Source organism: Labrys neptuniae, assembly GCF_040797145.1.
Taxonomy (GTDB): Bacteria; Pseudomonadota; Alphaproteobacteria; order Rhizobiales; family Labraceae; genus Labrys; species Labrys neptuniae.
Genome location: NZ_JBFNQD010000018.1, coordinates 52,814 through 76,095, shown reverse-complemented (window position 1 = coordinate 76,095; position 23,282 = coordinate 52,814). Strand labels below are relative to the sequence as shown.

21 protein-coding genes are annotated in these 23,282 nt (G+C 64.8%); 11 read left to right on the top strand and 10 right to left on the bottom strand.

Going from position 1 to position 23,282, the window contains the following annotated elements:
• Positions 1–29: 29 nt before the first annotated feature.
• The 6 genes from ABXS05_RS30280 to ABXS05_RS30255 all read right to left on the bottom strand — a co-directional run bounded on the left by ABXS05_RS30280 (position 30) and on the right by ABXS05_RS30255 (position 7,057).
• Positions 30–2,039, bottom strand: coding sequence for an ASKHA domain-containing protein (locus tag ABXS05_RS30280; protein ID WP_367626456.1), 2,010 nt, complete (start codon positions 2,037–2,039; stop codon positions 30–32).
• 168 nt (positions 2,040–2,207) lie between these two features.
• Positions 2,208–3,113 carry a methyltetrahydrofolate cobalamin methyltransferase gene (locus ABXS05_RS30275; protein WP_068299579.1) on the bottom strand — a complete coding sequence of 302 codons (906 nt, stop codon included), beginning with the start codon at positions 3,111–3,113 and terminating at the stop codon, positions 2,208–2,210.
• Positions 3,114–3,255: 142 nt separating this feature from the next.
• Positions 3,256–4,185 carry a prephenate/arogenate dehydrogenase family protein gene (locus ABXS05_RS30270; protein WP_311944040.1) on the bottom strand — a complete coding sequence of 310 codons (930 nt, stop codon included), beginning with the start codon at positions 4,183–4,185 and terminating at the stop codon, positions 3,256–3,258.
• 196 nt (positions 4,186–4,381) lie between these two features.
• Positions 4,382–5,086, bottom strand: a complete 705-nt coding sequence (locus ABXS05_RS30265; protein WP_311932788.1) for a glutathione S-transferase N-terminal domain-containing protein — start codon at positions 5,084–5,086, stop codon at positions 4,382–4,384.
• Positions 5,087–5,152: 66 nt separating this feature from the next.
• Positions 5,153–6,244, bottom strand: coding sequence for a histidinol-phosphate transaminase (hisC, locus tag ABXS05_RS30260; protein ID WP_311932787.1), 1,092 nt, complete (start codon positions 6,242–6,244; stop codon positions 5,153–5,155).
• Positions 6,245–6,262: 18 nt separating this feature from the next.
• Entirely contained in the window at positions 6,263–7,057 is a 795-nt protein-coding gene (locus ABXS05_RS30255) for a chorismate mutase (protein ID WP_311932786.1), read from the bottom strand.
• A 336-nt stretch (positions 7,058–7,393) separates the two neighbouring features.
• Between ABXS05_RS30255 and ABXS05_RS30250 the strand changes: the two genes are divergently transcribed.
• Entirely contained in the window at positions 7,394–7,699 is a 306-nt protein-coding gene (locus tag ABXS05_RS30250) for a hypothetical protein (protein WP_311932785.1), read from the top strand.
• A gap of 161 nt (positions 7,700–7,860) precedes the next feature.
• Here the strand turns inward: ABXS05_RS30250 and ABXS05_RS30245 are convergent, their stop codons facing one another.
• The 3 genes from ABXS05_RS30245 to ABXS05_RS30235 all read right to left on the bottom strand — a co-directional run bounded on the left by ABXS05_RS30245 (position 7,861) and on the right by ABXS05_RS30235 (position 10,592).
• Complete coding sequence (locus ABXS05_RS30245) at positions 7,861–9,222, bottom strand: ABC1 kinase family protein (RefSeq protein ID WP_367626455.1); 1,362 nt, start codon at positions 9,220–9,222, stop codon at positions 7,861–7,863.
• Positions 9,223–9,320: 98 nt separating this feature from the next.
• Positions 9,321–9,779, bottom strand: a complete 459-nt coding sequence (locus ABXS05_RS30240; RefSeq protein WP_367626454.1) for a YaiI/YqxD family protein — start codon at positions 9,777–9,779, stop codon at positions 9,321–9,323.
• Between the two features lie 75 nt (positions 9,780–9,854).
• Positions 9,855–10,592: a hypothetical protein gene (locus ABXS05_RS30235; protein WP_367626453.1), complete on the bottom strand. Its 738-nt coding sequence runs from the start codon at positions 10,590–10,592 to the stop codon at positions 9,855–9,857.
• A gap of 197 nt (positions 10,593–10,789) precedes the next feature.
• Between ABXS05_RS30235 and ABXS05_RS30230 the strand changes: the two genes are divergently transcribed.
• The 6 genes from ABXS05_RS30230 (at position 10,790) to ABXS05_RS30205 (ending at position 19,157) form a co-directional block, all read left to right on the top strand.
• Positions 10,790–12,139, top strand: coding sequence for an RsmB/NOP family class I SAM-dependent RNA methyltransferase (locus tag ABXS05_RS30230; RefSeq protein WP_367626452.1), 1,350 nt, complete (start codon positions 10,790–10,792; stop codon positions 12,137–12,139).
• Between the two features lie 426 nt (positions 12,140–12,565).
• Entirely contained in the window at positions 12,566–14,278 is a 1,713-nt protein-coding gene (locus tag ABXS05_RS30225; RefSeq protein WP_367626451.1) for a heparinase II/III family protein, read from the top strand.
• Positions 14,279–14,283: 5 nt separating this feature from the next.
• Positions 14,284–14,691, top strand: coding sequence for a hypothetical protein (locus ABXS05_RS30220; RefSeq protein ID WP_367626450.1), 408 nt, complete (start codon positions 14,284–14,286; stop codon positions 14,689–14,691).
• A 187-nt stretch (positions 14,692–14,878) separates the two neighbouring features.
• Positions 14,879–15,862 carry a dicarboxylate transporter/tellurite-resistance protein TehA gene (tehA, locus tag ABXS05_RS30215; protein ID WP_367626449.1) on the top strand — a complete coding sequence of 328 codons (984 nt, stop codon included), beginning with the start codon at positions 14,879–14,881 and terminating at the stop codon, positions 15,860–15,862.
• A 534-nt stretch (positions 15,863–16,396) separates the two neighbouring features.
• Positions 16,397–17,434, top strand: coding sequence for a DNA-methyltransferase (locus tag ABXS05_RS30210; protein WP_367626448.1), 1,038 nt, complete (start codon positions 16,397–16,399; stop codon positions 17,432–17,434).
• Positions 17,421–19,157, top strand: coding sequence for a ParB N-terminal domain-containing protein (locus tag ABXS05_RS30205; RefSeq protein WP_367626447.1), 1,737 nt, complete (start codon positions 17,421–17,423; stop codon positions 19,155–19,157). Before ABXS05_RS30210 ends, ABXS05_RS30205 begins: the two co-directional genes overlap by 14 nt.
• A gap of 10 nt (positions 19,158–19,167) precedes the next feature.
• On the opposite strand, the gene ABXS05_RS30200 is transcribed toward ABXS05_RS30205, so the two are convergent.
• Positions 19,168–20,064, bottom strand: a complete 897-nt coding sequence (locus ABXS05_RS30200) for a LysR family transcriptional regulator (protein WP_367626446.1) — start codon at positions 20,062–20,064, stop codon at positions 19,168–19,170.
• 130 nt (positions 20,065–20,194) lie between these two features.
• Here ABXS05_RS30200 and ABXS05_RS30195 point away from each other — a divergent pair, with 130 nt between their 5' ends.
• The 4 genes from ABXS05_RS30195 (at position 20,195) to ABXS05_RS30180 (ending at position 23,275) form a co-directional block, all read left to right on the top strand.
• Complete coding sequence (locus ABXS05_RS30195) at positions 20,195–20,674, top strand: carboxymuconolactone decarboxylase family protein (protein WP_367626445.1); 480 nt, start codon at positions 20,195–20,197, stop codon at positions 20,672–20,674.
• Positions 20,675–20,834: 160 nt separating this feature from the next.
• Complete coding sequence (locus ABXS05_RS30190) at positions 20,835–21,752, top strand: MBL fold metallo-hydrolase (RefSeq protein ID WP_367626444.1); 918 nt, start codon at positions 20,835–20,837, stop codon at positions 21,750–21,752.
• A 112-nt stretch (positions 21,753–21,864) separates the two neighbouring features.
• Positions 21,865–22,617 (top strand): SDR family oxidoreductase, encoded by a 753-nt coding sequence (locus ABXS05_RS30185; protein WP_367626443.1) that lies wholly within the window; start codon positions 21,865–21,867, stop codon positions 22,615–22,617.
• Between the two features lie 247 nt (positions 22,618–22,864).
• A complete protein-coding gene (locus tag ABXS05_RS30180; protein ID WP_367626442.1) occupies positions 22,865–23,275 on the top strand; it encodes a cupin domain-containing protein in 411 nt (136 codons plus the stop codon).
• The last annotated feature ends 7 nt before the right edge of the window (positions 23,276–23,282 follow it).

Sequence of the window (23,282 nt, the reverse complement as noted above, 5' to 3'; positions counted from 1 at the left end):
ATATCACGGCATGAGGCATGTCGCCGTGATCACCCCCTCCGGCGCCGACGCTCACGGCCCCCGCCCCCCTCTCCATCGCCGCTGCCACGCTTGAAGGTGACGCCGAGCGCGGCCTCCAGATGGGGGAACGGGTCGGATTTGTGTGGGATCGCCATGGCACCGACGAAATGGGCCTGGAAGGAGGGCTCGATGGCGGTCTCCACCTTCTCGATGCGCCGCACCACATCCTCGATCTCCGTGCGAGCCGAGGCATTGAGCAGAGCGATGCGGGCACCCGTGCCGGCAGCATTGCCGGCCGAGCCGACCTTGTCGAGTTCGCAATCAGGCACCAAGCCGAGGATCATGGCATGCTTGACGTCGATGTGGCTGCCAAAGGCGCCGGCCAGGGTGATGCGATCGACCGCGGCAACGCCGTAGCGATCCATCAGGAGGCGCACGCCGGCATAGAGCGCGGCCTTGCCGAGCTGGATGGCACGCACGTCGTTCTGGGTGATGGCGATGCGTGGCTCGCCCTCGCGGATGAGATATTTGAAGGTGCGCCCATCCTCTTCGATACGCGGCGAGCGGGTCGCCATGGCACCGTCGACCACGCCGTCCGGCGTGATCAAGCCCGCCAGCAGCATCTCGGCGATCGCCTCGATGACGCCCGAACCGCAGATGCCGGTAACGCCGGTGCGAATCACCGCCTTGTCGAAGCCCGGCTCGTCCGACCACAGATCCGAGCCGATCACCTTGTAGCGTGGTTCCAGCGTAACAGGGTCGATGCGCACGCGCTCGATGGCGCCGGGGGCGGCACGCTGGCCTGAAGAGATCTGGCCGCCCTCGAAGGCCGGGCCCGTGGGCGAGGAGCAGGCGAGCAGGCGTTCGCGATTGCCCAGCACGATCTCGGCATTGGTGCCGACATCGACCACCAGCGACACTTCCGGCCTGAGATAGGGCCCTTCCGAAAGCACGACGCCGGCGGTATCGGCGCCGACATGACCAGCGATGCACGGCAGCACATAGACATAGGCGCCGCTCGAGAGTGGCAAATTGAGATGGGCCGCTCGTGTCTGGTAGGCGCCATCGATGGTAAGCGCAAAGGGCGCACCGCCGAGCTCGGTCGGATCGAGGCCGAGGAAGAGATGATGCATGATCGGGTTGGCGACCACGGTCATCTCGAGAATATCGTTGGAGTTGAGGCCGACCTCCTTGGTGACGGACACGGCGAGCTCGGCGATTGCTTCGCGCACCGCCGTGGTCAGCTCGACATCGCCGCCCGGATTCATCATCACATAGGAGACGCGGCTCATCACGTCCTCGCCGAAGCGAATCTGCGGGTTCATGACGCCCGAGGATGCCAACACCTCGCCGCTGGCGAGATCGCACAGATGCGCAGCGATGGTGGTCGAGCCGATGTCGACGGCCAGCCCCACGCCCTGCTCATGCAGGCCGGGCCAAATGCCGACGATCTCGCGCTTATGCCGGATGGCTACCGTCACCGACCACAGGCCCTGGCGCAGCGACCATTGCAGCAGGCGCAGCGATTCCAACGGGGCTGTGATGTCCTTGAGGCCCCATTGCTGCTCCAGCGCCTCCTGCAGGCGGCGGAAATCGGAAGAGGGCTCGTGCATGTCGGGCTCGCGCACTTCGACATAATGCAGCGCTACCACCGGCTCGATGGCGATGTCTCGGATCGCGGCGCTCTTGCGCACGACCTGGCGATGCACCTGGCTATCGGGCGGCACGTCGATGACGACGTCGCTGCACAATTTGGCCTGGCAGCCGAGGCGCCGGCCCTCGGCGAGCGGGCCGCGCTTGGAGACGTAGCGCTCCTCCACTGCGTTCCATTCGGTGACGTGGTCGGGCGCCGAGACGATGCCGAGCTTGGGGAATTTGCCGTCACCGACCTCGACCTGGCAGCGCCCGCAAATGCCGCGCCCGCCGCAGACCGAATCGAGGTCGACGCCGAGCTTGCGGGCCGCCTCGAGGACGGAGGTACCTTCGGGAAAACGGCCGCGCTTGCCGGAGGGTGCGAAGAAGACGAGCGGATTGGTCATTGACGGGGGCCTTGCCATGAGACCCCCCTCTCCCGAGTCGGGAGAGGGGCTGGGGTGAGGGTCTAGCCTCAACCCTTTAAGTATTCGTCATGGTCCGTGCTGCAAGCCGGATGGACGAAGCTTGGGCTGGGGATCCCTTGCACCCGGCCCGGGGAGGGGATTTGCGCCTTACCCGCGCGCGCGGCGGCGCTCACGCCGGCCGGCGCCGGCGCCTTCTGCGGCCTCCGGCTGCGGCTCGCGGAACTTCTTGATCCAGCTCATGCAGTTGGGATCGTGGCCCATCACGACGTCAGCGCCGAGAATGGCCTGGATGTCCTCCAGATGCAGCGGGTTCATGATCGCCGAGGTCATGCCGGCGCCGATCATCATCGGCAGGAAGGACGCATTGAGGCCACGGCGGTTCGGCAGGCCGAAGGAGAAGTTGGAGGCCCCGCAGGTGGTGTTGACCTTCAGCTCGGTCTGCAGGCGGCGCAGGAGATGCATCAGCTTGCGGCCGGCATCGTTGATAGCGCCCACCGGCATCACCAGCGGGTCGACCACGATATCCTCGCGCGGGATGCCGTAATCGGCGGCACGCTCGACGATCTTCTTGGCGACCTCGTAGCGCACGTCAGGATCCTCGGAGATGCCGGTCTCGTCGTTCGAAATGGCGACGACGGCTGCATTGTATTTCTTAACCAGCGGCAGCACGCGCTCGAGGCGCTCTTCCTCGCCGGTGACGGAATTGACCAGCGGCTTGCCCTTGTAGACGGAAAGGCCGGCTTCCAGCGCCTCGACGATGGAGCTATCGATCGAGAGCGGCACCGGCACGGTATCCTGCACCAGCTTGACGCATTCGGCCAGGATCTTCGGCTCGTCGGCCAGCGGGATGCCGGCATTCACGTCCAGCATCTGGGCACCGGCCTCGACCTGGGCGATCGCGTCGGAGACGACACGCGAGTAGTCGCCGGCCGCCATCTCCGCGGCGAGCAGCTTGCGGCCCGTCGGGTTGATGCGTTCGCCGATCATGACGAAGCGCTTGTCGAAGCCCAGCACGACCTTTTGCTTTTCCGAAGTAATAACCGTTTCGGTCATGGTCTTTCCGTTCCGCCTTGGAGAGAAGTCACCTGCTAATTAAGGTCGCAACCGAGCCAGCCGCTAGCCTGCAAACGACAGGATTTGGCGGCCCTGACGAGGCTGATGGCGGCCATACGACAGGCCTCACCGGCGACAGGCTTCATTGCTTGCCATGCGGACGACCGAAATCGGGAGCAGCGGTCTCCTGCCCCTGGTCGATGATCGAACGGCGCACCGCCCGGGTGCGTGTGAACAGGTCGAACAATTTGTCGCCTTCCCCCCAGCGGATCGCCCGCTGCAGATATGCCAGATCCTCCGAGAATCGGCCAAGCACTTCCAGCACAGCCTTCTTGTTGTTGAGGAAGACATCGCGCCACATGGTGGGGTCGGAGGCAGCGATGCGCGTGAAGTCGCGGAAGCCGCCGGCGGAGAACTTGATCACCTCCGACTGCGTAACCGCCTCCAGATCGTCGGCGGTGCCGACGATATTGTAGGCGATGAGATGCGGAACATGGCTGGTGACGGCGAGCACCAAATCGTGGTGCTCGGGCGTCATGCACTCGACCCTGGAACCCAGCCTCTCCCAGAAGGCGCGATAGCGCGCCAGAGCCTCGGCATCGATGCCCTCGGCCGGCGTGAAGATACACCAGCGGTTCTCGAACAATTCGGCAAAGCCGGCATCAGGTCCCGAATGCTCGGTGCCGGCCACGGGATGGGCGGGGATGAAATGTACGCCCACCGGCAGGAAGGGTGACATCTGTGCCACCACGGCGCCCTTGACCGAGCCGGTGTCGGAGATGATGGCGCCTTGCTTGAGATGCGGGGCAATGATCTCGGTCACCACGCCGAAGGCGCCCGAGGGCACGCAGAGGATGACGCAGTCGGCGTCCGTGACTGCGGCGCCGAAATCCGTGGTAGCGACATCGGCGATGCCGAGTTCTTCGACACGCCCGATCACCTTTTGCGAAAGGTCCGCCGCCACCAGCGTCCGGGCAAGTCCGTAGCCGCGTGCCGCCCGCAGGATAGAGGAGCCGATCAGGCCGATTCCGATCACGCAGAGCCGGTCGAAGAGAAAGGAAGCGTCAGACATGGGAACCTTGGAAATTTTCACCTTCTGTGCACGATGAGGCCTAGGAAGGCAAATCCTGCCTGATACGGCGGCCCTTACTGGCCCTCGAACCTGGACTTTCGAAATGAAAAGCGACGCGGCCGGAAACGGCCGCGTCGCTTTTTTTCGTGTCATCAGTGATTGAAAAGCCGGCAGAAAGCCCGCTGCCCCGGGAAGATCAGCCTCTGTTCGGGATCTCCAGCCCGCGCTGCACGGCGGGGCGGGCAAGGCCGCGTTCGAGCCAGGCCGGCACGCGCTTCAAGCTCGCATAGTCGACGAGCTCGCCAGCACCATAGAAGCCGACGAGGTTGCGCACCCAGCCAAGCGTGGCAATGTCGGCGATGGTGTAGTCGGCGCCCATCAGCCAGTCGCGCCCCTCCAGGCGGGTTTCGAGCACACCGAGCAGACGCTTGGATTCGCCGACATAGCGTTGCAATGGGCGCTTGTCCTCGATCTCGCGGCCCGCGAATTTATGGAAGAAGCCGACCTGGCCGAACATTGGCCCGATCGCCGCCATCTGGAAGAACACCCATTGGATGGTCTCGTAGCGGGCAGCGGCATCGGCGGGCAGGAACTTGCCGGTCTTCTCGGCGAGATAGAGCAGGATGGCGCCGGATTCGAACAGGCCGAGCGGCTTGCCGCCCGGGCCATGGGGATCGATGATCGCCGGGATCTTGCCATTGGGATTGAGCGACAGGAATTCGGGCCCCCAGGTCTCGTTCTTGCCGATGTCGATGAGATGCGGCTCATAGGCGAGCCCGGTCTCCTCCAGCATGATCGATACTTTCACGCCATTGGGCGTAGGCAGCGAGTAAAGTTGGACCCGATCCGGATGCTGGGCCGGCCAGCGCTTGGTGATCGGAAAGGCGGAAAGATCAGACATAAAGCCTCCGGATTGGCTCCCCTCTCCCAGGGTGGGAAAGGGCGTGTGGACAAGGAGAAATCCGCGTTATTTTCCCAGGAACTCGCGCAACGTTTCGACCACCAGGCGGTTGGCTTCTTCCGAGCCGATGGTCAGGCGCAGGGCATCGGGCAAGCCATAGGCATCGACGCGCCGTAGGATCAGGCCGCGTTCAGTCAGGAAAGCGTCGGCATCCCTGGCGCCTTTGCCGGCTTCCTTGGAGAAATGCACCAGCAGGAAATTGCCGACGGACGGCGTCACGCCCAGGCCGAGGCCGGTGAGTTCCTTGGTGAGGAAGGCGAGCCATTTGTCGTTATGGGCGATGGCATCGGCCACATGCGCGTCATCCTGGATGGCGGCGATACCGGCCGCCATGGCGGGGCCGGAGACATTGAAGGGACCACGAATGCGGTTGACCGCATCGATCACCGCCGGCGGTCCTACCATCCAGCCCAGGCGCAGATTGGCAAGGCCATAGATCTTCGAGAAGGTACGGGCCATCACCACGTTGGGACTGGTCGCGACCAGTTCGAGGCCGGATTCATAGTCGTTCGCCCGCACATATTCGGCATAGGCGGCATCGAGCACCAGGAGGATATCGGAGCGCAGGCCGGCATGCAGGCGCTTGACCTCGTCGAAGGGCAGATAGGTGCCGGTCGGATTGTTGGGATTGGCGAGGAAGACGATCTTGGTCTTCGCCGTCACCCGCGCCAGCAGGGCGTCGACATCGGCGGTGTAGTCCTTCTCGGGCGCCACCACGGGCGTCGCGCCGGCCGCGAGCGTGGCGATCTTGTAGACCAGGAAGCCGTGCTCGCTGTAAACGGCCTCGTCTCCGGGACCGAGATAGGTGTAGGCCAGCAGCGAGAGAAGTTCGTCCGAGCCGGCGCCGCAGATCAGCCGGGCGGGATCGAGGCCGTAGCGCGCCGCGATCGCCGCCCGCAAAGCGGAAGAGGCGCCGTCGGGATAGAGTTCGAGCTTCTCGCCGGCGGCGGCATAGGCAGCCTTGGCCTGGGCGCTCGGACCGAGCGGCGTCTCGTTGGACGACAATTTCCAAAGCTTGACGCCAGCGGGCGCCGCCGACTTGCCGGGCACATAGGCATCGATGTCGAGGATGCCCTTGCGGGGAACGGGACCGTTCATGTCTGGGGATTCCGAAGGTTACTTGAGAGGCAGGACGAAAGCCGGCGCATGGGAGCCGACAGTCTCGAAGCTGGTGCCAGACGGAAGGGCCTCGGCGAGCGCAACGATGGTCTGCCCCGGATGCAGGGCGACCAGCAGGGCCGCGCCGGCATGGGCGGGAATGCTCCAGCCCTGCGGCAGCTTGGGCAGGGCCATCGGCAGCACGGCCGAGACCAGCCTGACATCGCTGGAAGAAAGCGGCTCATCGATCGGCTTGGACAGCACATAGGTCGGCAGTGCGGCCGGATGATCGGCCCGCTCGACGAAGGGGAGCCTGGCAATGATCTTGGGCGCCGTCTCCCCTTCCAGAGCCCGCCACCAGGCGCCGGGAGCGGCCACCGGCACCAGGCCGAGGTCGCCGCGCGAATGGCTCAGCGCGTGAATGACGTCACCGGCATCGTCATGCGTCTCATAGGGCACCACGAAGCCGAAATGGAAGCGGGCAACATCGCGCATCGCCGCATTGCCGAGCGAGATGTCGCCATGCACCGTGTAGGGCGCCTGCACATGGGTAAAGGTGGCGATGATCACCCGCCAGATCGATTCGACGATGTCGACCGGCAGGATGCCATGATGGCGCCCGACGATGTCGCGCATCATCGAGGCTTCCCGCCCAGGCCGGAAGGCTGAACCGGAGGCCTGCGAGCGCTTGATGGCGATGAGTTGGTCGATGATCTCGCCGCGCTCCATCAAGAGCCCATGCATGGCAGCATCGATGCGATCGATTTCTTTGCGGAGATCGGCGAGGTCGGTGGCCGGTTGCATCGGGGTCATGGCGGCATTCGGGCATCAAAGGTGGGAGGACTGTCATAGGCGGATGGGTCGGTGATGGCAACCACCGCACCCACGGCAGTTCTCGGCCACATAGATGTCATCATCACCACTACGTTGAATTTTTATCCCGCCGCAACCACAAATAGTTTTCATTCTCAATGAAAAGTTGCATCGGAAAATCCTGACAATCATTGATAAATATTTCAGCAACACGCCAGAAACAAACGTCACAACTTCGCGAACACTGTGTTTATGCCATACTTATGGCAACGCTATGCTCTACTTCTGACACGGCGATGACATGAGAGCACCGCAATATTCCAAAGGGTAAACACGATGAGAGTTTTGATCACTTCCGTTTTGGCCGCATGTGGGCTGGCAGCGGCGGCCTCCTGCGCCCAGGCCGATGGCATCACCGACTTCTATTCGATCCAACGCGGCTTCGGTTATGACGAGGCCAAGACACCTGTCGCACCAGCGGCCATGCCTTTGTGGAACGCCAATGCCGGCCAGGGCGTCGATCCGGCCGTGGAGACGGCACCGGGTACCGAAGCGCCCGCCGCCCCGATGACGCCGCGCCGGGTGCATCACGCCGCTGTGCGGCATCCGCTGCATCACCGCACCGAAGCCCCCGCCTCCTGAGCCGGGAATCCCAGGCATTTTCGGCAGCCTTCACCACATCAGGCTCTGACCTTGTCATGCCCGGGCTTGTCCCGGGCATCTCCTTGCGATCCAGCCAAGGTTCCGGATCGCCGTGATATCCGGCAATGATGAGAGACGCGTTTCCGGCCTTTTGCCGCCGCCTACAAGCCGACCTCGGCAAGCGCGGCCTGTTGGCGGGCCGCCACCGTCTGAACCGAAAAATCCTCGATGGCCGCCTCGAACAGGCGGTGGAAGTTCAGTTCGGCGCGCAGATGCAGAAACACGCCGCCGAGGCCGATGGCGGCACGATCCATGAACACGAATTCGCGCGGCACCGTCACCGGCCCCTTCTGCTTGAGCGCCTGGTGCACGGCATAGGCTTCCCTGCGGCCATATTCGGACGGCGCCACACCATCGGCGATGGTGCGCACCCGATCATCGAGCAGCGGGCCGAAAATGAAGCGCGCCCACAAATTCAGCGTCTCGATCAGGTCCTTGCTCAGCTTGCGGAAGCCCCAGGTCTCGTAGGCGTGGACCACGCGCTCTGTCTCGTCCTGGAGGAGGCCGCGATAGAGCTCGACCACGCCGCCGACGAAAGCCGGCGGGAAGATGCGAATGCAGCCATAATCGAGCAGGTTGATGCCCGAGGGCTCGCCCCCCTCGCTGAACACGGTGTAATTGCCCAGATGTGGGTCGCCGTGGATGATGCCGATATGGGCATAAGGCTGCCACCAGGCCGCGAACATTGCCGCCGCCAGCCGGTTGCGCACCGGCAGCTCGGCTTCCTTGAAGGCGAGGATGCGCTCGCCCGTGAGCCAGTCCATGGTGAGCAGGCGGCCGGTGGAGAGTTCGGGCCACACAAGCGGTGCCCGCACGTCGGAGATACCGAGCGAGGCGAAGGCGTTGCGGTAGAGCGCGGTGTGCTTGGCCTCGCGGCGATAATCGAGCTCCTCGCGCACCCGCTCGCCAATCTCCTGGTAGATCTCGCGCGTGTCGATGGCCGGATCGAAGCGCCGGTGCAGGGCGAACAATACCTGGAGCTGGGCGAGATCGGCCTCGACGGCCGACTGCATGTCGGCATATTGCAGCTTGCAGGCGAGCGCGGTGCCGTCCTTGGCGGTGGCACGATGCACCTGGCCGAGCGAGGCGGCCGCCGCCGGTTCATGTTCGAAGCTGCCGAAGCGCGAGGCCCAGTCCGGCCCGAGCTCGGCCATCATCCGCCGCTTGACGAAGGCCCAGCCCATGGGCGGCGCCTGGCTCTGCAGCTTGGAAAGCTCGGCGGCATAATCGGGCGGCAGCGCGTCGGGAATGGTGGAGAGCAGCTGGCCGACCTTCATCAGCGGCCCCTTCAGCCCGCCGAGCGCCTTGGCCAGCGCCACCGCATTGGAGCTTGAGGAACCGCCGCCCCCCATCAGCCGCGATCCGGCCATGCGGGCCGCCACGCCGCCGACATTGACGCCAACCCGGGCATAGCGCCTCGCCCTGGCCGAAAGCCGGTTCGCCTCTTCGTCATGCTCGGACATGAAAGTCTCCTGGCTGCCCCATCCTAGATAGGAGCAAGCCGGCCCATCGCCAAGCGACAGGGTGGCGCAGGCCTCGCTCTCCCCGCCGGGGAGAAGGTTTATCCGCCCTTCCGTTTCAGCCGCATGATCGCCGTGTCCAGGGCCTGCAGGAAGGCCGAGCGATCCTTGGCGGAGAAGGGTCTCGGGCCGCCGGTCATCTCGCCAGTGGAGCGCAGATGCTCCATCAGGTTGCGGGTGGCGAGCGCCATGCCGATGGAGGCTTCGGTGAAGGGCTTGCCGGTGGCGCCGATCACCTGGGCGCCCACCGCGATGCAGCGGCTGGCGAGCGGGATGTCGTTGGTGACGACCACGGCCTCGGGCGTCGCGCGCGCCGCAATCCAGTCATCCGCGGCGTCGGGACCGGCCTGTACCAGCACGAAGTCGATCAGGGGATCGCGCGGCAGGCGCATGAAGCTGTTGGCGACGACATGGGTCTTGAGCCCATGCCGCCCGGCCACGCGGAACACCTCCTCCTTGACGGGGCAGGCATCGGCGTCGACGAAGATCTCGATGGGCATGGGCAGGCGATAGAGCCTTTTTGGCCTGAGGGCAAAGCGCGTTTTGGTGAAAGCCCCTTTTTCGCCCGGCGCCCTTCAGGCACCATGGCCCGACGACGGGTCGTCCTCGTGCCCGAGGGACCCCAGACCCAGCCCCATTCCGCCGCCCAGGCCAGCGCCCAGGCCAGCGCCTATGCCGCCGCCTCCGCTACCGCCCCCGCCCTGGCGTCCCTCTTCCTTGCCGCGCTCGCCCTTGCCGCCGCCGCCCGAGGCGGAGGGGCGGGCCGGCCCCTGGGCCGGCAGCTCGATATCGGCGGGGATCGGAGCGAGATCGAGGGCCTCGCGGATGAAGGCGCGCAGGGAGATCACAAGCTCCTGCGTGTGGACAGGATGGCCGGCGACCAGCTCGCGCGCCGCACGGCTGGCGAGGCGCACATGCTCCTCGGTGCCGAGCAGGATGATGTCGGACAAGGCCGCCTCGACCGCGTCGCGGATGCGGCGTGCCCGGTCGGAACGCGCCACCTTGCCGGCGCTGAGGTCCAGTGGCGGCACCTCACCTTCTGCCTCTCCGCCGGCCGGAGGGGCGGCCTGCCGCAGCTCGCGCAGATGCATCGGATCGACGGTGAGGTCACCGGTGAAGGAGCCGCCGAGCGTGCGATAGGCCGCGATCAGCGTACGCACCCGCTCGTTGATCTGGCGGTTCAGGCGTTCGCGCCGCTGCTGGATGGTAAACATCGCCAGCAGGCGAATGCCGACACCGATCAGCGTGAAGAGCGCGAGGCCGATCACGGTCGCCAGCAGGCTCTGCCAGGAGGTGAAATCGATGTTGCGCAAAAGCGCCTCCCTGCTCGCCCGCCGCCATGCCCATGGGCCTGCCCTTGATGATACGGATTGCCCGATGAGGCAAGGCAGCCGGCCGAAACGGACCGGGCGGCGAAAAGCGGGGGTTTTGCGGGGCTGCCATGGCCCGGCAGGGGTTCCGCGCCGCGGCCAAATCCTCTATTGAGGCGGCAAATCGGATTGATAGCCCCTTGAGCAAGCCCCCCTTTCCTGCCCGCCGCCCGTCCGCCGGGCCCAACGTTCCCGGCCTTGCCGCCCGCGCCCTTGCGGTGAAGGCCGTGGCGGGCGTCCTCGGCCAGGACCAGGCGCTGGAAGACGCCTTCGACGACGCCTCGCTCGAAGCGCGTGATCTCGCCCTCGCCCGCATGATCGCCGGCGTCTCGATGCGCCGCTACGGCACCATCGGCACCCTGCTCGAAAAGCTGCTCGCCAAGGGCATGCCGCGCAAATCCGGCCCGCTCGAAGCCATCCTGATCACGGCGGCGGCCCAGATCCTCTTCCTCGACGTGCCCGACCGTGCCGCCGTGGACCTTGCCGTGCGCCTCGCCCGCGCGGACGATCGCGCCCAGGCCTTTTCGGGCCTCGCCAATGCCGTGCTGCGCAAGATCTCGGCCGGCAAGGAAGAGCTTCTCGCCGCCATCCCGCCCGAGGCGGATACGCCCTCCTGGCTCTACAAGCGCTGGTCGGACCAGTATGGCACCGCGACCGCCGCCGCCATGGCGGCGGCCCAGCGCGTCGAGCCCTCGCTCGACCTCACCGTCAAGGCGGATGCCGCCGGCTGGGCCGAGCGGCTCGGCGGCCGCCTGCTGCCCACCAGCTCGGTGCGCCTGGCCCATAACGGCACTATCAGGGCGCTGGAGGGCTTCGAGGCCGGACAATGGTGGGTGCAGGATGCCGCCGCCGCCCTGCCGGCCCGCCTGCTCGGCGATGTCGCGGGGCTCCGGGTCGCCGATCTCTGCGCCGCCCCCGGCGGCAAGACCGCCCAGGTCGCCGCCGCCGGCGCCAAGGTCACCGCGGTCGACCGCTCGGCGGCGCGGTTGCAGCGCCTCAGCGAGAACCTCAAGCGCCTCGACCTCGAGGCCGATGTGGTGACGGCCGACATCCTCGCCAATGACTTGCAGGCTTGGAAGGCCGAGCCCTTCGATGCCGTCATCCTCGACGCCCCCTGCAGCGCCACCGGCACCATCCGCCGCCATCCCGACGTCGCCTGGAGCAAATCCGCCCGCGACATCGGTGCGGTCGCCGATCTGCAGCGCCGCATGCTCGGCCGCATGGCCAGCCTGGTGAAGCCCGGCGGGCTCCTCGTCTACTGCACCTGCTCGCTCGAGCGGGAGGAGGGCGAGGAGCAGATCGCCCGCTTCCTCGACGGCAGTAAGGATTTCGCCCTGGAGCCGGTGCTATCAGACGATATCGGCGGCATCGAGGGCGCCATCACGCCCGAGGGCTTCCTGCGCACTTTGCCGAGCCTCCTGCCCGATCCCGACCCGGTGATGGCGGGCATGGACGGCTTCTTCGCCGCACGCATGCGGCGGAAGGGGTAGCCGCGTAAAGCGCGGGAAGCCTTCCCCACGAAGCTGGGGAAGGTGCCCGAACAAAGTTCGGGCGGATGGGGTGTGGCGGGCAGTGCGATAAGCATGACAAGATGGCACGACGGTCGCGCAAGCATCCGAGAGGAGACGCGCTGCCCGCTACACCCCTCCCGACCTCGCTTCGCTCGGCCACCCCATGCATTTCTTTCAGAAATGCAAAGACCACTTCGTGGAGAGGGCTTGTCGCGTCTTTCTGGGCGACGGCCAGCGTATCCGCCGCCCCTCCCCCGTTTAAAACTGGGGCCATGTCGCTGAAATCGCCGGCCCGAGGCTTGCGCGAAGCTCACGCAATGGCCACAAGGAGCCTATCGCCGACGTCGGCATGCCCGCTTCGGGCGCCCGTCCCTTCGTTCCCTTCTCTGGAGGTCCGCGTCAGGAATGAGCCGAGGCACTCTGGGCCCCAAGCTCCGTCTCTCCCTCACTGCTGCCGCGCAATCCGGCCGCGCCGTGCTGACGCGCCTTTACCTCCTGCCCTTCATGCGCTGGCGCTTCGGCCGCGGCGACCCTGAAAAGCTGGTGCTGGCCCCGCAGGATTTGAGGGCCGCCGACCCCACCCGCGCCGCCGAACTCGTGCTCGGCCGCTTCACCTTCGTCGCCAAGACGATCGTGCTCAACGAGGTCTCTCCCTTCGCCATCGCCCCGCCCTCGCCGGCCTGGCGCGAGACCCTGCTCGGCTTCACCTGGCTGAGGCACCTCAGGGCCGCCGACGGCACCGCCGGCAAGCAGGTGGCGCGCCGCCTCGTCGGCGATTTCGTGCGCTCGAACCTGCGCTTCCAGCCCGAGGCGCTCGACCCGCTGCTGACGGCGCGGCGCATGCTCGCCTGGGTCTCGATGGCGCCGATGATCCTCGACGGCGCCGATCGCGGCTTCTACCGCGCCTTCCTGCGCTCGGTCGCCTGGCAGACCTCCTATCTCCTGCATGCCGGCCGCGCCACCACCGATGGCATGCCGCGCCTGCTCTGCGCCATCGCGGTGATGCAGGTGAGCCTGTGCCTCTCCAACAAGGCGGGCCTGCGCCGCCCGGCCCTGCGCTGGCTGGTGAGCGAGCTCAACCGCCAGATCCTGGCCGACGGCATCCATATCTCCCGCAACCCGCAGGCCAATATCGAGCTGCTGCTCGACCTGCTGCCGCTGCGCCAATCCTTCGCCGCGCGCAATGCCGTCGCCCCGCCCGAGCTGATCGGCGCCATCGACCGCATGATGCCGATGCTGCGCTTCTTCCGCCATGCCGACGGCGCCTTCGCCGCCTTCAACGGCATGGGCTACACCCAGAGCCATCTGATCGCCACGCTGCTCGCCTATGACGATGCCCGCGGCAAGCCGGTGCAGAACGCCCCCCATGGCGGCTATCAGCGCCTGGAGGCCAATGGCGCCGTGCTGCTGGTCGATACCGGCAAGCCGCCGCCGGTGAACGTCTCGCAGGAAGCCCATGCCGGCACGCTCGCCTTCGAGTTCTCGGCCGACAATTTCCGCATCGTGGTCAATTGCGGCGCGCCCGCGCCGGGCCGCGAGAACTGGCGGCACCTCGCCCGTTCCACCGGCGCCCATTCCACCGCCATCGTGGCCGACGCTTCCTCCAGCCATTTCGCCGGCGGCACGCGGAAGCCCGGTGCAACGGCGCCGAGCCTGGGCGGCCGGGCCATCCTCTCCGGCCCCAAGCATGTGCCGGTGCAGCGCGAGAACTCGCCGGCGGCCAGCACCATCACCGCCTCCCATGACGGCTACCGCCACGATTACGGCCTGATCCACCAGCGCGAGCTGACGCTGAGCCAGATCACCGGCGCGCTGGAGGGCCGCGACAGCTTCCTTGACCACAAATCCGAGCCCTGGAAGGGCAAGGAGCCGGTGCTGCTGCGCTTCCACCTCCACCCCGCCGTCGCCGCCCGGCCCGCCAATGGCGACACCCAGATCGTCATCACCCTGCCGAGCGGCAAGGAATGGCTGTTCCTGGCCGATGTTCCGTTCACGCTGGCCGAGACCGCGCATCTCGCCAACCCCGAGGGGCCGCGCCGTAGCGTGCAGATCGTGATGACCCTGCCGGAGGGCGAGCACACGATGAGCTGGGCCTTCCTGCCGGCCGATCCGGTGTGACGGGGATGAGGCGTATTCTACCCGTTGCGCTCGCGGTCCTGGCGGCCGTGCCGGCCACGGCCCAGGAGCGGCCGGAGGACTACATGACCTTCTCCTGCACCCATCTCCCCGCGAAAAAGGTCACCCAGCAACTGGTCGCGCTCTATGGCGACAAGGGCGACAAGCTCGTCGTCGCTTCGGATCTCGAGAACTACCTGGCGCTCGTCTCGCTGGACAATGTCGCCAGGCTCCGAAAGGACGGCAAGGCCTATGAGAAGTTCTTTCCGGCCCGGACGGTCGGCGGCAAACGCGAGGCACCCGTCACGCTGCAATATCATCTCGAAAAAGACGAAACGAGCGGCAAGCAGCGCCTGAAGGTCACGAATTCCGGCAATGGCACGAAGGTGATGGACTGTACGCCGGTGCGGAAATGAGCCGGGGCTTTTTTTACGAAAGTGGGAATCGCCAGCGCCGCTTTGAACACGCCCGATCTTGCGCCTATCCTGGATCGGGAAGCGCCAGGCGTCTCCAGACTGCCTAGTTCTCCCAGGCTCTGAAAGGGACGCGACGGGACGATCAGGCCCGGCGCCATCATTGCACAATACCTCGTGGATACAGGCCATGACGCCTTCCGGTTTTCGCTTTCCGCCCGCCGCCTTCTTCGGCATTCCGCTCGGCCTGCTAGCGCTCGGGCTGCTCTGGCGCGCGGCTGAGCGCCTCTGGCTCCTGCCGGCCGGCATCTCCGAGGCGATCCTCGCCGTCGGCGCCCTGGTCTGGGCGCTGCTGATCGTGCTGTTCGCCGGCAAATGGCTGTTTGCATCCGGCGATGCGCGCGCCGAATTCGCCGATGCGATCCAGTGCTGTTTCATCGGCCTCGCGCCGGTGACGACGATGCTGACCGCCCAGGCGCTGCTGCCCTATTCCCGCACGGGCGGCCTCGTGCTGGCGCTCATCGGCACCCTCGGCGCCATCGCCTTCGCGGTCTACCGCTCGGGTGGCCTATGGCGCGGCGAGAGGGACATCGGCACGGCGACGGCCGTGCTCTATCTGCCGACCGTCGCCGCCAGCTTCGTATCGGCCTCGACGCTGTCCGCCCTCGGCTGGCCGGAATGGGGCCAGTTGGCCTTCGGCGGCGGCGTGTTCTCCTGGCTGGCACTGGAATCGGTGTTGATCAACCGCCTGCTGCACGGGCCGGCCCTGCCGGAAAGGCTGCGCCCCACGCTCGGCATCCAGCTCGCTCCGCCGGCGGTGGGCGCCGTGGCCTATCTCAATGTCAGCGGCGGGCATGGCGATGTCTTCGCGATGGCGCTGATCGGCTATGCCATCCTGCAGGGCTTGATCCTGCTGCGCCTGCTGCCCTGGATCATGGCCCAGCCCTTCTCGCCCGGCTATTGGGGCTTCAGCTTCGGCGTCGCCGCCCTGCCGACCGCCGTGATCCGCCTGGCCGCGGAAGGCACCAGCCCGCCGGCGCAATTGCTCGCGCCGTTCCTGTTCGCTATCGCCAATATCGTGATCGGCCTGCTGGCGGTGGGCAGCCTCTATCTCCTGGCCCGCGGCAGGCTGCTGCCGCCGCCACCGACCCAGCCAACGGCGGCGAAGGTTTAATCGCGCCAGCCTGCTCGAGGCTTGACGCACGCTTAGGAGGAAACCTTGCAGATCAGCGCAGTGGCCGCGAGGGATCCATCAGCTTTTCTAGGGAACAACGTGGTGAAAAATATTTTCTCACAAGTCGCCTTACGAGACTCCTTTTCATCCTAGCGATTCAAGATAGACTATTTTTCTTGGAAATACGGCATCGCCGCAGCTGTCGTCTGTCAATTTGAGGCCTTCTGCCACGTAGGCGTCGCAATTCGCCTGCCATGCGCCAATTTCCTACATTGCTATCCATTTTAAACCATTGCCAAGGCGCGTTTACCTCTAGGCTCGAAGTTATCCAGGGACAAGCTTGCATCCCAAGATTTAGCGCCTTGCTCGGCGACCGTCTCTAAGTTACCGAAGAAAGGGTAGAGTAATGGGCTTGAGGAAGCTTATATGATTTAGGTGACTTGCTTGTCGCGAGAGCGGCGTTTAAAGCACGTATCACGTGCTGCCGGTAAATGTCTCGGCGCCATTGCGCTGCGCTAAGTTCTGGACCGCTGAATGCTCCGTAGAGCCGATCAAATCCCGCCAGAAGAAATGAGCTCCTCAAAAAAAGAGATTGGCACCTCTGCCAAGGAGATTGGCGAGGCGCGTTTTTTTGCTGGAGATGTCCTTGAGCGACTCCAGGGCCTTGACTCGGCCAGCTGTGCTCTAGTCATTTCGTCACCGCCCTATAACATCGGCAAACCCTACGAACGAACGGACGAGCGCACTTACGATGAATATCTAGCGTGGCAGACGCAGGTCATCGAGAACATGCTCCCCGCGCTGACGGAGAACGCCTCCGTGTGCTGGCAGGTCGGCACCTACATAGCAGATGGAGAGTTGTTCCCCCTCGACGTGCCCTTTGTCGAGATTTTCCGCGGTTTAGGGTTCCGTCTGCGTAATCGCATCATTTGGCGCTACAATTTCGGCTACAATGCCGACAAACGTTTCTCCGGCCGCTACGAAACTGTTCTTTGGTTCAGCAGAACTAACACCTACACCTTCAATCTCGACCCCGTTCGTATCCCTCAGCTCTACCCTGGCAAGCGCCACAGTACGTCCAAAGGGAAGAAGGCCGGCAAGCCTAGTGGTAATCCCTTGGGCAAGAACCCGTCGGACTACTGGGAATTCTCAGCTGTCGAAGACTTTCAGAACAATCCGGTCTGGGACATTCCTAACGTCAAGGCGAACCATCCCGAACATACGGAACATCCCTGTCAGTTTCCAGTAGAGCTCGCGGAACGCTGCGTGCTCGCACTCAGCAAGGCGGGAGAGACGGTACTAGATCCTTTCATAGGGACTGGGGCAACGGCGATCGCCGCAGTGAAGCACGGCCGGCACGCCGTCGGCATCGATCGGTATCCGCCCTATCTCGCAATCGCCGAGGAGCGCATTGCCCAATACGCCAAGGGCGACCTACCACTCAGACCGCTGGGCAAACCTGTCCGCCGTCCGCGATCCACGGAGCGGGTGGCTCAGGTCCCCCTAGAATGGCGGCAAGATCAAACCGAAGTCGAATTAGGTTCGGCTGGAGGCGAAGATGGCGAAGGCTAAGGTTGCGAAACCCAAGAAGAAGGCACCGACCCCTGAGGAGCGCGCCAAGCGCAATCTGCAGCGCCGGCATCGTCGAGAAATCCGAGAAGTCTTTTCCGCAGTGGGCTTCCAGCGCGTTGAGGGAGCATCTGATAAGGAGTTCACTTACGGCGGGGTGACTTCGGATTTCGACGACGTCTTCATCTTGGAGAACGTTGTCGTCTTCGCCGAATATACGACGGCGAGCGACATTTCCGAACACGCCAAGAAGAAGTACCTGATGTACGATCGCATCAGAAAGGATGATGCGCAATTCATCGGGTTTGCACGGAGTGCGCCACTCAATATCGCGGGGGCTCTAGGCTCGAAATATAGTGACAACCAAATTCGGGTTATCTTGCTCTATTGCTCACTAAATACAGTTCAAACAGAGCTAAAGAATCAAATAAACCATGCCCTTTTTATGGACTACAGCATTGTTCGTTACTTTAGACTTCTAACGAAGACGGTGCGCAGGTCTGCCCAACACGAAATTCTGGCCTTTCTTGGCGTCGAATGTAAGGTTTTCGCCGACAAGGCGCTCAATGCCAATGCCTCACCACGAGACTCATTCAGTGGCTCAGTCTTACCTGAGCACCACTCCAAATTTCCGAAAGGCTACAAAGTCGTTTCTTTCTACATTCAACCATCAGCGCTATTGTCGCGGGCCTATGTACTTCGTCGAGATGGATGGAGGGATCGTAATGGTCTGTACCAGCGAATGATCTTACGACACAAACTGGATTCCATCCGAAAGTACCTTGTCGATCAGAAGCGAGTGTTCGTAAACAACATCATCGTCACTCTTCCATCAGGAACAAAAATCGTCGATTCAAACGAGAACACTATCAATACAGCGACGATCCACACAACACAACCGGCGGTCATCTCCATTCCTAGCGAATTCAACTCGGTCGGGATCATCGACGGCCAGCATCGCGTCTTTTCCTACTACGAGGGCGGAGCCAACGAGAACATCATTGGTACCTTGCGATCACAACAGAACCTCTTGGTCACCGGCATCATCTATCCAGACAACGTCAGCAATCCAGAGAAGACCCGATTCGAGGCTGGGCTTTTCCTAGAAATCAACTCGACGCAATCAAATGCCAAGTCAGAGCTCACACAGGCGATCAATCAGCTCATTCGCCCCTTCCTCGCGGATTCCATCGCCAGAGATGTTCTGGACAAGCTGAACGACGGTCAAGGAGCTCTCTCTGGAAAGTTCTCCCAGAATTTCTTCGACTCTGGCGGCCTGCACACCACTTCGGTGGTTAGCTACGGGCTTCGCCCACTTGTCAGACCTAGCGCACCTGGTCCGCTCTTCGCACGATGGAACGATGTCGATAAAGACACCTTCGTCAGCTTCGAGAACGATGCAGCGCGCAAGCGTTACATCGACTACTGCGCGAGCCAGATCGGGTTGTTCTTCTCAGCCGCGAAATCTCGCCTACCTGCCAATCGATGGACGACCTCCAGGACGATCCAGGACCGCCTCCTGACACCTACGGTCGTCAACGGACTCATCGGAGCTATGAGGCAGGCTCTGGATGCTGGGGTGGATATAGAGTTTGACCATTTGCGTGATCGGTTCGCTGGTTTGGAGACGTTCGAGTTTGAGAAGTATCGGTCGAGTCAGTATACGGTGATGTCGACCGCGCTCTTCAAAACCTTCTTCGCACCTGACGAAGCACCGAAGACTTGAATGACACCCCTCACCCCATCATCGCATCCGCCCTTACCGCCTCCACCACAAACTCCATCACCGCCTTCACCCGTTGCGGCAGGTTCCGCCGCGAGGGGTAGACCAGCGTGATCGGCAGCCTAGCCGGCGGGAAGTCCGGCATCAGGCTGACGAGGCGGCCGGCCTCGATGTCGGGGCCGGCGAGGATGTGGGAGAGGATGGCGAGGCCCCCGCCGGCCAAAGTGGCGCGGTGGATGGCGACGGCGCTGTCGGCCGTCAGCCGCGGGGCGATGCGAAGGCGCGTCTCGTCGGCGCCGTCGGAGAAGGTCCACAGCCGCCCGTCGCCGGCGCGGGCGTAGCAGATGCAGTCATGGCGGGGCACCTCCTCCGGTCGCGCCGGGGCGGGCCGCCTTTCGAGATAGCAGGGCGCGGCCACCAGGAAGGCGGTGGTCCAGCCGATGCGCCGGCCCGTCAGGCTGGAATCCTCCACGGCGCCGAGGCGCACTTCGAGATCGATACCCTCGCCGATGAGGTCGGAGGGCGCCTCGCGCAAGAGGAGATCGACGCCGAGGCCGGGATGGCGGGCGAGCAGCTCCGGCAGGCGCTCGGCGAGGGCAAGGCCGAGCGGGGCAGGCAGTGAGAGCCGCACCTTGCCGGTGACGGCCGCCTCGCCGGTGCCGGCGCTCTCGCCCAGCGCCTCCACCGCCTCGATCACACGCAGGGCCATCGGGATTAGCTGCTCGCCCTCGGCCGTCAGCGCCAGGGCCACCGTGGTGCGGTGGAGCAGGCGCACCCCGAGCCGCGCCTCCAGCGCCGAGACCTGGCGCGACACCGCCGGCTGGGTGAGATCGAGATCGGCAGCCGCCGCGGTGAAGGAGCCCGTCTGCGCCACGCGCAGGAAGGTCCGCAAGGCGCCCACAATGTCCATTCCCCAGCCCCCATACTTTTGCGCATAGGCCTTATGCCCGGAGCTTAGGCTGGTAAGGCTTTACTGTCCAGTTATTACGGATATTTTATATCCATAAGGATATTTAATATCCTTAAATGAGGAAACGGACATGAGCCAGCGCCTGAACTACGCCCAGCAATCCCCGGAACTCTTCAAGAAGCTCTCCGATCTCAGCCTGGCCCTGAAGGGCAGCGTGATCGAGGAGAAGCTCCGCGATCTCGTCAACATCCGCGCCTCCCAGCTCAATGGCTGCGCCTTCTGCCTCGACATGCATGTGAAGGAGGCCAAGATCCACGGCGAGAGCGAATTGAGGCTCTACCATGTCGCGATCTGGCGCGAATCCAATCTGTTCGTGCCGCGCGAGCGCGCTGCCCTGGCCTGGACCGAGGCGGTGACCCGGCTGCCGGAAGGCGGCATCCCCGACGAACTCTATGAGCGCGTGCGCGGCCAGCTTTCGGAGAAGGAGGTTTCCGACCTCACCTTCGCGATCGCCATCATCAATACATGGAACCGCGCCTCCATCGCCTTCAAGGCAGTGCCGGGCTCGGCCGACAAGCTCTACGGGCTCGACAAGGCCGGGCTGAGCTGAGCTGAGGCGTCTTCCCGGGTGCGCGGACGTCTCGTCCGCTCTTGGAAGCGCCGCGCTCGCAGGAGGGGAAGAGGCGGACGAGACGTCCGCGCACCCGGGAAACAATCACCACCAGCGGCACGCGCCCATCGGCGCCGGAGCCGCATAACAGGAGGCCAGCATGAGCCTGAACGACACCTTGACGCCCGCCAGGGCCAAACCCGACGAGCTCGTACCCTCGCGCTATGCCGTGCAGATCGGCGAGATCGACGTGCTTGTGGTCAGCGACGGCGTGCTGCCGCTGCCCACCCAGATGCTGGGTCACAACGCCGATCCCTCCGTGCGGGCCGCCTGGCTGAAGGACATGTTCCTGCCGCAGGACGCCTTCGACTGGGCGCTGAACGTGATGGTGGTGCGCAGCGGCGCGCAGACCATCCTCATCGATGCCGGGCTGGGGCTCGACCCGGACCTGAACCTGCCGCGGGCCGGCCAGTTGATCAAGCGGCTGGAGGCGGCCGGCATCGACCTCGGCGCCGTGACCGACGTGGTGCTCACCCATATGCATATGGATCATGTCGGCGGCCTGCTGGTCGACGGCGTGAAGGAGCGGCTGCGGCCGGACCTCAGGATCCATGTGGCTGAAGCCGAGGCCAGGTTCTGGGAGGCGCCCGATTTCTCGCATGTCGCCATGCCGGAGGGCTTCCCGGATGCCCTGCGGGCCGCCGCCAAGCGCTTCGCGGCCGACTATGCCAGCCAGCTGCGGCTCTTCGAGGAAGAACATGAGGTGGCGCCGGGCGTGGTCGTCTCCCGCACCGGCGGTCATACGCCGGGGCATAGCGTGGTGCGCCTCGCCTCCGGCGGCGACAGGCTGATGTTCGGGGGCGATGCCATGTTCGCGGTCGGCTTCGAGCATCCCGATTGGTTCAACGGCTTCGAGCACGATCCCGAGGAGGCTGCCCGTGTCCGCATCGGCCTGCTGCGGGAGCTGGCCGAGACCAACAGCCTGCTGGTGGCCACGCACCTACCCTTCCCCTCCGTCGGGCACGTCGCCATCGACGGCGAGGCCTTCCGCTGGGTGCCGGTGTTCTGGGACTACTGAGCGCTTTCCGGGTGCGCGGGCGTCCCGCCCGCTCTTCCCCTCCCGCACGTGCAACGCTTCCAAGAGCGGACGAGACGTCCGCGCACCCGGAAACATCACAAAGGAGATTCCCATGAAAATCGTCATCATCGGCGGCACCGGGCTGATCGGCTCCAAGACCGTCACCCGCCTCGCCGCCAGGGGCCATGAGGTGATCGCCGCCTCGCCCAACACCGGCGTCAACACCCTCACCGGCGAGGGCCTCGCTGAAGCACTCGAAGGCGCGCAGGTGGTGATCGACCTTGCCAATTCGCCCTCCTTCGAGGACAAGGCCGTGCTGGACTTCTTCGAGACCTCCGGCCGCAACCTGATCGCGGCCGAGAAGGCGGCCGGCGTCGGGCATCACATCGCGCTCTCGGTCGTCGGCACCGAGCGCCTGCAGGACAGCGGCTATTTCCGCGCCAAGCTCGCCCAGGAAAAGCTGATCAAGGCCTCCGGCATTCCCTTCACCATCGTGCACTCCACCCAGTTCATGGAGTTCCTCGGCAGCATCGCCCAGTCCGGCGCCGTGGATGGCAGCGTGCATCTGTCGCCCGCCTTCGTGCAGCCGATCGCCTCCGACGACGTCGCCGACGCCATGGCCGAGGTGGCGCTGGCCGCGCCGGTGAACGGCACGGTGGAGATCGCCGGCCCGGAGCGCTCGCGCCTCAGCGACCTCGTCGCCCGCTATCTCAAGGCCACCGGCGACAGCCGCACGGTGGTTGCCGATCGCGAGGCCCGCTATTTCGGCGCCCGCCTCGATGACGGCTCGCTGGTGAGCGACGCCAATCCCCGCCTCGGCCGCATCGGCTTCGAGGAATGGTTCGCCAGCAATCCGAGAAAGTGAGGCGGCGGCCCCTCGCCGAGAAGAGCACGACACCGGCCGCCCCTTCTCCCCGTCCTTACGGGGAGAAGGTGAGGATGAGGGGCAGCACCGCCCACGGGGACTGTACTGCGCTGCCCCTCACCGCATGTCGCAGCCCCTCACCCGTACCCTCTCCCCGCAAGCGGGGCGAGGGGGACCCAGACGCCGCGCGCAACCGTCAATCGCAGCATCTCGCCCTAACCCCGTCCCCCCACCAGGAACCCTAGCCATGATCCGCTCCCTCCTTACCGCCCTCGCAATCTCCGCCTTGCTCACCGCCCCGGCCGCCGCCGACGGCAAGGCCGCCAAGGTCTCGCTCGTCTATGAGCACGAGCTGCCCAACGTGCCCGGCAAGAGCCTGAAGGGCGTGCTGGTCGAATACGGCCCCGGCGGCTTTTCCGAGGGCCACACCCACCCCTCCTCCGCCTTCATCTACGCCACCGTGCTGGAAGGGGCGATCAAGAGCCAGGTCAATGACGGGCCGGTGAAGGTCTACCGCGCCGGCCAGAACTTCTCCGAAATGCCGGGCGACCGCCACGGCGTCAGCGCCAATGCCAGCAAGACCCGCCCCGCCAAGCTGCTGGCGGTGTTCGTGGTCGACAGCACGCAGAAGGAACTGACCTTCCCGCTGCAGAAATAAGCAGCCA

Coding starts and splice junctions, on each gene's coding strand:
- ABXS05_RS30280 (WP_367626456.1), bottom strand. CDS start 2,039: ATGACCAATCCGCTCGTCTTCTTCGCACCCTCCGGCAAGCGCGGCCGT.
- ABXS05_RS30275 (WP_068299579.1), bottom strand. CDS start 3,113: ATGACCGAAACGGTTATTACTTCGGAAAAGCAAAAGGTCGTGCTGGGC.
- ABXS05_RS30270 (WP_311944040.1), bottom strand. CDS start 4,185: ATGTCTGACGCTTCCTTTCTCTTCGACCGGCTCTGCGTGATCGGAATC.
- ABXS05_RS30265 (WP_311932788.1), bottom strand. CDS start 5,086: ATGTCTGATCTTTCCGCCTTTCCGATCACCAAGCGCTGGCCGGCCCAG.
- hisC (WP_311932787.1), bottom strand. CDS start 6,244: ATGAACGGTCCCGTTCCCCGCAAGGGCATCCTCGACATCGATGCCTAT.
- ABXS05_RS30255 (WP_311932786.1), bottom strand. CDS start 7,057: ATGACCCCGATGCAACCGGCCACCGACCTCGCCGATCTCCGCAAAGAA.
- ABXS05_RS30250 (WP_311932785.1), top strand. CDS start 7,394: ATGAGAGTTTTGATCACTTCCGTTTTGGCCGCATGTGGGCTGGCAGCG.
- ABXS05_RS30245 (WP_367626455.1), bottom strand. CDS start 9,222: ATGTCCGAGCATGACGAAGAGGCGAACCGGCTTTCGGCCAGGGCGAGG.
- ABXS05_RS30240 (WP_367626454.1), bottom strand. CDS start 9,779: ATGCCCATCGAGATCTTCGTCGACGCCGATGCCTGCCCCGTCAAGGAG.
- ABXS05_RS30225 (WP_367626451.1), top strand. CDS start 12,566: ATGAGCCGAGGCACTCTGGGCCCCAAGCTCCGTCTCTCCCTCACTGCT.
- ABXS05_RS30220 (WP_367626450.1), top strand. CDS start 14,284: ATGAGGCGTATTCTACCCGTTGCGCTCGCGGTCCTGGCGGCCGTGCCG.
- tehA (WP_367626449.1), top strand. CDS start 14,879: ATGACGCCTTCCGGTTTTCGCTTTCCGCCCGCCGCCTTCTTCGGCATT.
- ABXS05_RS30210 (WP_367626448.1), top strand. CDS start 16,397: ATGCTCCGTAGAGCCGATCAAATCCCGCCAGAAGAAATGAGCTCCTCA.
- ABXS05_RS30205 (WP_367626447.1), top strand. CDS start 17,421: ATGGCGAAGGCTAAGGTTGCGAAACCCAAGAAGAAGGCACCGACCCCT.
- ABXS05_RS30200 (WP_367626446.1), bottom strand. CDS start 20,064: ATGGACATTGTGGGCGCCTTGCGGACCTTCCTGCGCGTGGCGCAGACG.
- ABXS05_RS30195 (WP_367626445.1), top strand. CDS start 20,195: ATGAGCCAGCGCCTGAACTACGCCCAGCAATCCCCGGAACTCTTCAAG.
- ABXS05_RS30190 (WP_367626444.1), top strand. CDS start 20,835: ATGAGCCTGAACGACACCTTGACGCCCGCCAGGGCCAAACCCGACGAG.
- ABXS05_RS30185 (WP_367626443.1), top strand. CDS start 21,865: ATGAAAATCGTCATCATCGGCGGCACCGGGCTGATCGGCTCCAAGACC.
- ABXS05_RS30180 (WP_367626442.1), top strand. CDS start 22,865: ATGATCCGCTCCCTCCTTACCGCCCTCGCAATCTCCGCCTTGCTCACC.